The organism is Bradyrhizobium sp. (assembly GCF_030697065.1).
Classification (GTDB): domain Bacteria; phylum Pseudomonadota; class Alphaproteobacteria; order Rhizobiales; family Xanthobacteraceae; genus Bradyrhizobium.
Map to the genome: position 1 here is coordinate 1 of NZ_JAUYQU010000227.1, position 9,115 is coordinate 9,115.

Annotated in this window: 12 protein-coding genes, 1 pseudogene and 1 riboswitch; of the genes and pseudogenes, 7 read left to right on the top strand and 6 right to left on the bottom strand. The window is 64.6% G+C overall.

The features are described 5' to 3' along the window. From Q8R73_RS17670 to Q8R73_RS17695, 6 genes and pseudogenes are all read right to left on the bottom strand, one after another. Positions 1-457, bottom strand: a pseudogene (locus tag Q8R73_RS17670) (phosphomethylpyrimidine synthase); the annotation flags it as partial. 326 nt (positions 458-783) lie between these two features. Further along, positions 784-1,392 (bottom strand): thiamine phosphate synthase, encoded by a 609-nt coding sequence (locus Q8R73_RS17675; RefSeq protein ID WP_305720840.1) that lies wholly within the window; start codon positions 1,390-1,392, stop codon positions 784-786. Next, positions 1,379-2,161: a thiazole synthase gene (locus Q8R73_RS17680; protein ID WP_305720841.1), complete on the bottom strand. Its 783-nt coding sequence runs from the start codon at positions 2,159-2,161 to the stop codon at positions 1,379-1,381. The genes Q8R73_RS17675 and Q8R73_RS17680 overlap by 14 nt, the downstream gene beginning before the upstream one ends. A 207-nt stretch (positions 2,162-2,368) precedes the next feature. Then, a complete protein-coding gene (gene thiS / locus Q8R73_RS17685; protein ID WP_305720842.1) occupies positions 2,369-2,566 on the bottom strand; it encodes a sulfur carrier protein ThiS in 198 nt (65 codons plus the stop codon). Then, a complete protein-coding gene (locus Q8R73_RS17690) occupies positions 2,557-3,597 on the bottom strand; it encodes an FAD-dependent oxidoreductase (protein ID WP_305720843.1) in 1,041 nt (346 codons plus the stop codon). The genes thiS and Q8R73_RS17690 overlap by 10 nt, the downstream gene beginning before the upstream one ends. Continuing rightward, a riboswitch (TPP riboswitch) is annotated at positions 3,585-3,720 on the bottom strand. It overlaps the preceding gene by 13 nt. 38 nt (positions 3,721-3,758) lie before the next feature. Further along, positions 3,759-4,256: a lytic transglycosylase domain-containing protein gene (locus Q8R73_RS17695; protein WP_305720844.1), complete on the bottom strand. Its 498-nt coding sequence runs from the start codon at positions 4,254-4,256 to the stop codon at positions 3,759-3,761. A gap of 316 nt (positions 4,257-4,572) precedes the next feature. On the opposite strand from Q8R73_RS17695, the gene Q8R73_RS17700 reads away from it, so the two are divergent. The 7 genes from Q8R73_RS17700 to Q8R73_RS17730 form a co-directional block, all read left to right on the top strand. Beyond that, positions 4,573-4,770 (top strand): hypothetical protein, encoded by a 198-nt coding sequence (locus Q8R73_RS17700; RefSeq protein ID WP_305720845.1) that lies wholly within the window; start codon positions 4,573-4,575, stop codon positions 4,768-4,770. A gap of 58 nt (positions 4,771-4,828) precedes the next feature. Then, complete coding sequence (locus Q8R73_RS17705; protein ID WP_371126122.1) at positions 4,829-5,203, top strand: PRC-barrel domain-containing protein; 375 nt, start codon at positions 4,829-4,831, stop codon at positions 5,201-5,203. Positions 5,204-5,348: 145 nt separating this feature from the next. Beyond that, positions 5,349-5,561 carry a dodecin family protein gene (locus Q8R73_RS17710; RefSeq protein ID WP_305720847.1) on the top strand — a complete coding sequence of 71 codons (213 nt, stop codon included), beginning with the start codon at positions 5,349-5,351 and terminating at the stop codon, positions 5,559-5,561. 484 nt (positions 5,562-6,045) lie between these two features. Continuing rightward, a complete protein-coding gene (locus Q8R73_RS17715) occupies positions 6,046-6,831 on the top strand; it encodes an ABC transporter permease (protein WP_305720848.1) in 786 nt (261 codons plus the stop codon). Between the two features lie 38 nt (positions 6,832-6,869). Then, the gene (locus Q8R73_RS17720; RefSeq protein WP_305720849.1) at positions 6,870-7,865 is read left to right on the top strand and encodes an ABC transporter substrate-binding protein; all 996 of its coding nucleotides are present in this window, start codon (positions 6,870-6,872) and stop codon (positions 7,863-7,865) included. Between the two features lie 2 nt (positions 7,866-7,867). Then, positions 7,868-8,707: an ABC transporter ATP-binding protein gene (locus tag Q8R73_RS17725; RefSeq protein WP_305720850.1), complete on the top strand. Its 840-nt coding sequence runs from the start codon at positions 7,868-7,870 to the stop codon at positions 8,705-8,707. Between the two features lie 84 nt (positions 8,708-8,791). Then, positions 8,792-9,115: carbon-nitrogen hydrolase family protein (locus Q8R73_RS17730; protein ID WP_305720851.1), on the top strand; the 324-nt coding region annotated here is incomplete at its 3' end.

A 9,115-nucleotide genomic window follows, 5' to 3' on the forward strand; every position in this document is an offset into this window, starting at 1 on the left:
GGTTTTCGCGGGTGGCGACGTAGATCATCTCCTTGGTGATGATCCCGGCGCGGGCGAATTCCAGTTGCGTGATCATGTGGTCGCCGACGCCGCGCAGCGGCCTGTGATGCGCGGTGAAGGATTTGGCGGCGTGCGCCGCGCCGACATTGCCATTGTCTTCCGGCTTGATGTCGCGGCCCTGATATTCCTCGACGCCGCCGCGCTCTTTCACCCATGCGATGCGGCCGCGAGACAGCCCGGCGTTGACGTCGATGGTCACAGTTGGATCGGTATAGGGGCCCGAGGTGTCGTAGACCGGCAGGTCCGGCTCGCCGGCGCCCTTGCTCAGGATGATCTCGCGCAGGGGCACGCGCAGGTCCGGCGCCTCGTCGGGCGTCACGAAGATCTTTCGCGAGGACGGCAGCGGCCCGGTGGTGACGGCGGGCAGCGTGGTGTCGGGATTCGAGCGGATGTTCATGGCCTATCCTCCTGTGAATTTCTGATCGTTGGCCCCGTCATTCCGGGGCGATGCGAAGCATCGAACCCGGAATCCGGAAATTGTTGCGCGAGATTCTCCGATGTACGATTGCACATCGTAGTTCGCGCTGCGCGCGCCCCGGAATGACGTGGGCGGTTTTCCCGTCATTGCGAGCGCAGCGAAGATGCCCGCCACAACAAAGGTGTCGTCGCCCGGCTTGACCGGGCGATCCAGTACGCCGCGGCTTCCCGGTTGACCGCGACCGGCTCTGGAATACTGGGTCGCCCGGTCAAGCCGGGCGATGACAGCGGTATTTGCTGCAATCGTCACGCCGCATCCACCTTCAGCCCGAGCCACGCGCGGACCCGCGCGTCGGGGTCGGGATGCTGCGTGACGTCGCTGACGACCGCGATCGAATCCGCGCCGGCGGCGTAAATCTCCGCGGCCTGTTCCAGCTTGATGCCGCCGATCGCCACCAGCGGGATGTCGCCGATGCGCTTTTTCCATTCGGTGATTTTCGCAATGCCCTGCGGCGCGAAGCGCATCGATTTCAGCGTGGTCGGGAAGATCGGGCCGAGCGCGATGTAATCCGGCTCGGCGCGCAAGGCGGTGGCCAGTTCCTCGTCGTCATGGGTGGAGATCCCGAGCGTCAGCCCGGCCTCGCGGATCGCGGCGAGGTCGGCGCCTTCGAGATCCTCCTGGCCGAGATGCAGATGCTTGGCCCCGGCGACGATCGCCGCGCGCCAGTAGTCGTTGACCACCAGCTTGGCTGACGTGCCCTTGATGACTTCGAGCGCGTCGGTGACCATCTGCAGCGCTTCGGAATCGTTGAGATCCTTGGCGCGCAGTTGAATGGTGCCGGCGCCGAGCAGCGCCAGCCGCGCCACCCAGGCGACGGTGTCGACGACGGGATAGAATTTGTCAGGATACGGCATGCCAGAACGGTGTCCCAACGACAGGGGTTGAAGGGGAGGCGAAATCGCGGGCTTCCATCAGGCCCGCCTCGTAGGCCGTGCGGCCAGCCTCGACGCCGAGCCGGAAGGCGTTGGCCATCGCGACGGGGTCCGCGGCCTTTGCGATGGCGGTGTTCAAGAGCACGGCGTCGTAGCCGAGTTCGAGTGCCTGCGCGGCGTGGCTCGGCGCGCCCAATCCGGCATCGACCACCAGCGTGATGTCGGGCAGCCGGTCGCGCAGCAGTTTCAGGGCGTCGCGGTTGACGATGCCCTTGGCGCTGCCGATCGGCGCGGCCCACGGCATCACCACCTTGCAGCCGGCATCGACCAGCCGCATCGCGACCGAGAGATCCTCGGTGCAATAGGGAAATACCTCGAAACCGTCCTTGATGAGAATAGCGGCGGCCTCGACCAGCGCGACGACGTCGGGCTGCAGCGTGTCGTTGTCGGCGATCACTTCCAGCTTGATCCAGGGCGTGCCGAACAATTCGCGCGCCAGCTTCGCGGTGGTCACCGCCTCGCGCACGCTGCGGCAGCCCGCGGTGTTCGGCAGCACCGTGACGTCGAGCTCGCGGATCAGCGACCAGAACGCATCGCCGGTCTTGCCGCCTGCGGCCTCGCGGCGCAGCGCCACCGTGACGATGCCGGCGCCCGAGGCGCGGATCGCGTTCTGCATGATCGCCGGCGACGGATACAGCGCGCTGCCGATCAGCAGCCGCGAGGCGAAGGTCTTGCCGTAGAAGTTCAGCATGGATGCTCTCCGTCATTCCGGACGGTCCGCATCGCGGACCGATCCGGAATCCCGACGTTGGGTGCGAATCTGCTTCCTCGAGATTCCGGGTTCGCGCTGGCGCGCGCCCCGGAATGACGACCGGGAGGCCGCGGCGTACTGGGTCGCCCGGTCAAGCCGGGCGATGACGGCGGCGTTTCGATTGGGCGATTGCGGCTCATCATCCCATCACCCTCCCTGCCGCGGCGTGATGATCTCGATCTCGTCGCCGCTGTTCAGCGGCGTCTCCGCCCATTTGCTCTTCGGCAGCACGTCGTAATTCAATGCGATGGCGAAATGGCTGCCTTCATAGTCCAGCTCGCTCAGCAGCGCGTCGACGCGACTGGCGCTGATCTCCCGGGGCTCGCCGTTGACGATCACGCGCATTGCATCACCTCATTGTCGATCTGGCCGCGCTCGACATAGGCCAGCGTCAGTTCCGCCAGCGCCGGCGCGATCAGGAAACCGTGGCGATAGAGTCCGTTCACCGCGATGCGCTGCGCATCCACGGCGATGCGCGGCAAATTGTCGGGAAATGCCGGGCGCAGGCCGGAGCCGAATTCCAGAATCCGCGCTTCGGCGAACGCCGGATGCACCGCATAGGCGGCGCCCAGCAGTTCCAGCGCGGAGCGAACGCTGACGCCGGTGTCCTCGGCCTCGATCGTGGTGGCGCCCAGCATGAACCTGCCGTCCTCGCGCGGGATCACATAGAGCGGCCAGCGCGGATGGATCAGCCGCACCGGACGCGCCAGCTGCACCTCGCCGGTCTCGATCAGGATCAACTCGCCCTTGACGCCGCGCAGCGCGGGCTGGGTGTCGCGCGCGGCGAGGCCGCGGCAGTCGATCACGATGCCGTCGAGGTCGTCGGGCGCTGGCTCGCTGTTGAAGCGGATGGTGCCGCCGGCGGCGACGATCCGCGCATGCAGTTGCGGCAGCACGCGGCGCGGCTCGACATGGCCTTCGCCGGCGAAGAACAGCGCGTCGCGAAAACGGCCCTCCAGTGAGGGCTCGAGCGCGGCCAGCGCCGCCGCATCGAGCCGCTGGTGGCCCTTGGTGAGCCGGGCAAAACGCTCGAAATCGTTGCGGTCGCGGCTGTGCGCCACGACAAGCGAACCGTTGAACGGGGTGTCCGGCAATTCGCGGCGCCACAGGTCGAGCGCGCGCAGGCCGAGCCTGGAGATCACGGGTTCGGCGATCTCGCTCTCGCACCACGGCGCCAGCATGCCGCCGGCCCAGTGGCTGGTGGAGAGCATCATCGCCGCGTCGCTGCGCTCGTGCAGCGTGACGTCGTGGCCGGCCTGCGCGAACAGCAACGCCTGCCACGCGCCGGCAATGCCGGCACCGATGACGGAAACCGGGGAATCTCCCCTGTTTGCGGCGGGCAACGGCCCGCGCTGTGGCTTCGAACTCTGGTACATCCCTGTCCCTTCGCCGGCATGACCCGGATCAGGTTCAAAGGGTCACCGCGGTCTCTCGCCTGAAGGCCAGGCTTGGAGCGTGCGGTATCTCAGCTCCTCATCGGAGCTCCCCTCGGAACAGGTCTAATGTAGGCCGATGGCCGGGAGTGTCAACGCGCGCGTCAGGGCTTTGCACGGACTCGCGGCAGGGGAACCTGGGCGCGGGCGTCCCAGGCCCCGTCGACCTGGGTGGCGCGATTGTGCACGCTGCCCGCCAGCCGCTGCCGCTTGGCCGCGAAGTAATAGCCGGCGGCGTAGTAGCCGACGGCGCGGTCGGCGTCGCCATTGGCCGCGCGATATGCGCCGGCGAGGTATTTGACCGCATAGGTCAGATTGGTGTCGGGGTCGCGCAGCCCGTCGGCGTCGCCGGTGTAGCCCATGCCGCGCGCGGTCGCGAGCTTGATCTGCATCAGGCCGATGGTGCCGCCGCGCCCGACCACGTCCGCGCGGTACTTGCTTTCCCGCACGATGACGCGATGCACCAGCGCTTCCGGCACCCCGTTGGCCCGGGCGTGGGTCGCGACCATCGCCTCATAATCGGCGCGCTGTGCCGCCGCGGTTTGCGTAAATGACAGCGCGGCCATGGCGGCGAGCCAGGCGAGCGACAATGAACGTTTCATCGGGAAGGGGCCTCGAACAAGCGGGATTGCAGGATTGAACGTTTAAGTGCCCGGATTGTTGCAATCGCCGGGCGGCGATGTGGCGAAAACCCGGCTTTTGTCAGAGGCTTGTTTCGCTTCAGCGCGGTAAGTCGTTTGAAGGCGTTGATCGGCGATCCTGCGGGAGCTGACCAAGGCTGTGATTAGACGAATGTGATTAGACGAAATCCGCGCCGGCCATTATGATCACGCAAGTGTTCGTATCCGGCAGTCATCCTGTCCAGTTCGCGTGCGATACCCAACACGCCAAACACCAAAAGACACAAGGGAGACGCGCATGGCCCGAAAAGAATTCGGCTATTTGCCCCGTGAAAATCCCTGCGCCCAATGCGGCGCGCCGATCGCGGCGCCGGACTGGACCGAGAACGGTCCACGGCGGATTTCCTATCTCTGGCACTGCAAGGCTTGCGACTACAAATTCGAGGCGGTGGCCTTCTACGATGCGTCGCATTCGGAGCAGGCGCTGGCGGCCTGACGGAACCGGTCGACGGACATCGCGTTGATCCCGTTCATCAACCCAGGGAGGGATGATGATGCGCGATGTCTTGACCAAACCACACCATCTGATCGCCAGCGACCGGGTCGAAGGCACGGCGGTGCGGCGGCCCAACGGCGACAAGATCGGGCACATCGAGCGGCTGATGATCGACAAGATCACCGGCAAGGTGTCCTACGCCATCCTCGGCTTCGGCGGATTCCTCGGCATGGGAACCAGCCTGCTGCCGCTGCCGTGGGCGCGGCTGAGTTACAATCCGAGGTTCGAGGCCTATCAGCTCGACATCGACGACGAGGAACTGCGGCGCGCGCCGTCGTTCCGCGCCGACAAGGATTTCGACTGGGGCGATCGCTCGCAGGAAACCGAGTTGCATCGCTACTATGGCATCCCGCCCTACTGGGGCGGATTCTGATCGCCGTCGTCCAACGAGAGATATCCGCGGCGTGCTGCGCTTCAGGAATGGTGCGCCGCATCCTTTCGGTGCTGGTATCCCGATGATAGGCTTGCCCGCGCGGCAGGAGCACCTGCGTCCTGCCTGACAACAACGGGAGGACGACATGGCTGAGAGCGTCTACAAGGTCATTGAACTGGTCGGCACCAGCAAGGATTCGTGGGAAAAAGCCGCTGCCGCCGCCGTCAACAGGGCCGGCAAGACCCTGCGCGATCTGCGCGTCGCCGAAGTGGTGCAACTCGACATGCAACTGGACGCCAAGGGCAAGATCGAAGCCTACCGCGCCAAGCTCAAGGTCTCCTTCAAGTTCGAGGGCTGACGATTTTCCCTCCTTAACCTGGAGGGAAATGATCCGATCCCTTCTTCATATCGAAGTCCTGGCCAGGCCGGCGCTCTAAGCCGTCGGCCGCCAATGGGGCGGCGACGCCGCCGACGGCGGGCGGCCTCACTCGCCAGGTGAGGCTGCGGGACCTTCCGTTGTGTCCTGAACCGGGCCAGGCGCCCGGGGCAACCTGTTGATCGCCCAGACCGATCGCACATCCGTCGCGTGCAAGGGGCCTGCGCGAATCCCCAGTGTTTTGAAGACTTTCCCTCGCCACCCCGCAAATGCTGCCCATAAAACGTGCATGCATGAGTGCAAATTGATCAGTGATCTGTCTGATTTAAATATGCAAAAATGCACAGTGCGTTGCACAAGTCGGCATTTCCTTTAGGTCCGGTTCGGCAATGATGAGGGCGGCGAAACGGCGTGGGCGCTGACATGCGCAGGCACCGTTTGCTTGACCGGAAAGGTCGGAGCCGACATGCGCATTGCACTTTCAAGATTGAACACCAGGGGATCCCGCCGCGCGCTGGAGCTCGCGGTCGGTCCGATCCTGCTGATCGCCGTCTGGTGGCTCGCGGCCAAAGGCGGATGGGTCAACAAGGATCTGCTGCCGTCGCCGATCGAGACGCTGCGCGATACCGCCGCCAACATCTGGTCCGGCAGCATGACCAGGGATTTTTCGCAGACGCTGATGCGGGTGGCATACTCGATCGTGATCGCCATCGTCGCCGGCGTGCCGATCGGAATCGTGCTCGGCGCCAAGGCCGCGGTCTACCGCTCGGTCGAGTTCATCGTCGATTTCTTCCGCTCGACGCCCGCCACCGCGCTGTTTCCGCTGTTCCTGCTGCTGTTCGGACTCGGCGATCTCGCCAAGATCGCGGTTGCCGCGTTCGCAGCCTGGCTGGTGATCGTCTTCAACGTCGCCTATGGCGTGATGAACGCCCGGCAGACCCGCATTCTCGCCGCCCGGTCGATGGGCGCATCGTCACTGCGCATCTTCCGCGACGTCATCTTCTTCGAAACCCTGCCGCAAACCTTCGTTGGCCTTCGCACCGCGGTCTCGCTGGCGCTGGTGGTGATCATCGTGGCCGAGATGTTCATCGGTGCCACCGACGGCATGGGCCATCGCATCATCGATGCGCAGATTTCCTACTCGCTCACCGACATGTACGGCTCGATCCTGGTGGCGGGCGCGATGGGATACGGCCTCAACTTGCTGCTGCTCTTCCTCGAACGCTCCGTCATCCACTGGTCGGGCAAATGACCGCCGCTGTTTCAACCATCTTTCCAGGGGTAAATGCGATGTCAAAATCAGTTCTGTTCGCCGCCGCCGTCGCGGCCGCCATGTCCGCCGGCTCCGGCGTCGCCTATGCCGCCTGCGACAAGATGGACAAGGTGACGGCGGCCTGGCTGCCGATCATGCAGACCACCGCCTATTACGTCGCGATCGAGGAAAAGCTGTTCGAGAAGGCCTGCATCGAAATCGACTCCAACAAGATGGAATCGCCGAACCAGATCATCGACGCGCTGATCGCGGAACGCGCCGACTTCGGACCGCCCGGCGCCGCCGCCGGCATCGCCATGATCGCGGAATCAAAGTTTCCGGGAAAGCTCAAGATTTTCGGCCTGCAGGGCGGCGGCATCGCGGTCAACCGGATCAATGACGGGCTGATCGTCAAGCCGGACAGCACCATCAAGGCCTTCGCCGACCTCAAGGGCAAGACGCTGGGGCACGTGCCGGGTATCCAGTGGCGGACCATCTCGCGGCACATGGTGCGGGCCGCGGGGCTCGATCCGGACAAGGACGTCAAGCTCGTCGATCTCGCGGTCGCCATGCAGGTGCCGGCGGTGGTCGGCGGCACCGTGGATGCGACACTGTCGCTGGAGCCGGTCGGCTCGATCGCGGTGGCGTCCGGCAAGGCCAAGCGCGCCATGACCAATCCGGTGGCCGGCGTCATCGCCGACCCGTTCTATTCGGGCGCATCGGTCATGACGACCAAGTTTCTCAAGGATCGCCCCGATGTCGCCAAGCGCGTGGTCGCGGTGATCGATCAGGCCACCGATCTCGTCAATGCGGATTTCGCCAAGTACAAGGAGGCGATTCCGAAGTACACCCCGATCAAGCCGGACCAGCTCGAACTGCTGGCGCAGCCCTATCTGCGCGGGTTCAAGGATCTCAACGACACCGACATCAAGTCGTATCAGGCGCTGGTCGATATCTTCATCAAGGAGGGCGTGCTCGCCGGACCGCTGAACGTGCGCGACAAGCTGCTGACCAAGGCCGAGCTCGGAACCTGAAGATGGCCAAGAGCAACATCGCGCCGATCAGGCCCATGGAGCCAGCCGCGGGAGAGGCGCCGCAGGCTGCCGCGTCGAAGCCGAAGCGGCAGCCCCTGATGACGATCCGCGGGTTGCGCAAGACCTTCAACGACGCCGTGGTCTACGACGATTTCGCCGTCGACCTGCCGCTCGGGCATTTCATTTCGATCTTCGGCCCGAACGGCTGCGGCAAGAGCACGCTGATCAACATGGTGTCCGGCCTGATGCCGATGGACGCCGGCGAAGTCCTGTACGACGGCCAGCTCATCAGCGAGACGCGGGTTTCCTACGTCTTCCAGAATTACCGCGAGGCGCTGTTCCCCTGGCTGAAGGCGATCGACAACATCCATTATCCGCTCAAGGTGATGGGCATCCCGCGCAAGGAACGCCGCGACCGCGTGGAAAAGCTGCTCGCCGATTTCGAGATCCGGATCGATCTCGACGCCTATCCCTATACGCTGTCGGGCGGCCAGCAGCAGGCAGTGTCGATTCTTCGCGCCCTCGTGACCGAACCGGAAGTGCTGTTCCTCGACGAACCGTTCTCGGCGCTGGACTACGAGATGACCATGTTCATGCGCGCCCAGCTGCAGAAGATCTTCATGAAGACCAAGACCACGATGCTGCTGGTGTCGCACGATCTCGATGAGGCGATCGAACTGGCCGACAAGGTGGTGCTGCTGACGCGGCGGCCGACCAGGGTGGCCGAGATCGTCGATATCGACCTGCCGTGGCCGCGCAACCTCGAGGTCACCACCGGCGAAAGCTTCATGGCGCTGAAGCGCCATTGCCTCGACCGCTTCTGGCAGGAGGTGAAGAAGTGACGCCCTGCCACGCAACCGATTGCCGTCCCGTTCCGACGGCCAGGATCTGACACAGCAGAACAACCGATCAACCTGGAGATGGATATGACGAAGCGCCGTTTTCGCGCCGCCGCGGTGCAGACACTCGCCCGGCTTGGAGATTTCGACTACAATATCGCGCTGGCCACGAAGTATGTCGAGGACGCGGTGCGGCAGGGCGCCGAGCTGATCGTGTTCCCGGAATGCATGGACACCGGCTATCTGTTCGATTCGGCCGAGCATTGCCGCGAACTCGCGGAGACCGTGACCGACGGGCCGTTCGTCACCGCGCTTGCGGAACTCAGCCGCAAGCACGGCGTCTATATCGCCAGCGGCATCACCGAATGGGATCCCGTCAAGGAGAAGATCTTCAACAGCGGGATCATGTTC

Excerpts from the sequence above, each read along its gene's own strand:
- Q8R73_RS17715 (WP_305720848.1), top strand. The coding sequence starts at position 6,046 with ATGCGCATTGCACTTTCAAGATTGAACACCAGGGGATCCCGCCGCGCG.
- thiS (WP_305720842.1), bottom strand. The coding sequence starts at position 2,566 with ATGCGCGTGATCGTCAACGGCGAGCCCCGGGAGATCAGCGCCAGTCGC.
- Q8R73_RS17705 (WP_371126122.1), top strand. The coding sequence starts at position 4,829 with ATGCGCGATGTCTTGACCAAACCACACCATCTGATCGCCAGCGACCGG.
- Q8R73_RS17700 (WP_305720845.1), top strand. The coding sequence starts at position 4,573 with ATGGCCCGAAAAGAATTCGGCTATTTGCCCCGTGAAAATCCCTGCGCC.
- Q8R73_RS17725 (WP_305720850.1), top strand. The coding sequence starts at position 7,868 with ATGGCCAAGAGCAACATCGCGCCGATCAGGCCCATGGAGCCAGCCGCG.
- Q8R73_RS17680 (WP_305720841.1), bottom strand. The coding sequence starts at position 2,161 with ATGCTGAACTTCTACGGCAAGACCTTCGCCTCGCGGCTGCTGATCGGC.
- Q8R73_RS17695 (WP_305720844.1), bottom strand. The coding sequence starts at position 4,256 with ATGAAACGTTCATTGTCGCTCGCCTGGCTCGCCGCCATGGCCGCGCTG.
- Q8R73_RS17690 (WP_305720843.1), bottom strand. The coding sequence starts at position 3,597 with ATGTACCAGAGTTCGAAGCCACAGCGCGGGCCGTTGCCCGCCGCAAAC.
- Q8R73_RS17675 (WP_305720840.1), bottom strand. The coding sequence starts at position 1,392 with ATGCCGTATCCTGACAAATTCTATCCCGTCGTCGACACCGTCGCCTGG.
- Q8R73_RS17720 (WP_305720849.1), top strand. The coding sequence starts at position 6,870 with ATGTCAAAATCAGTTCTGTTCGCCGCCGCCGTCGCGGCCGCCATGTCC.
- Q8R73_RS17710 (WP_305720847.1), top strand. The coding sequence starts at position 5,349 with ATGGCTGAGAGCGTCTACAAGGTCATTGAACTGGTCGGCACCAGCAAG.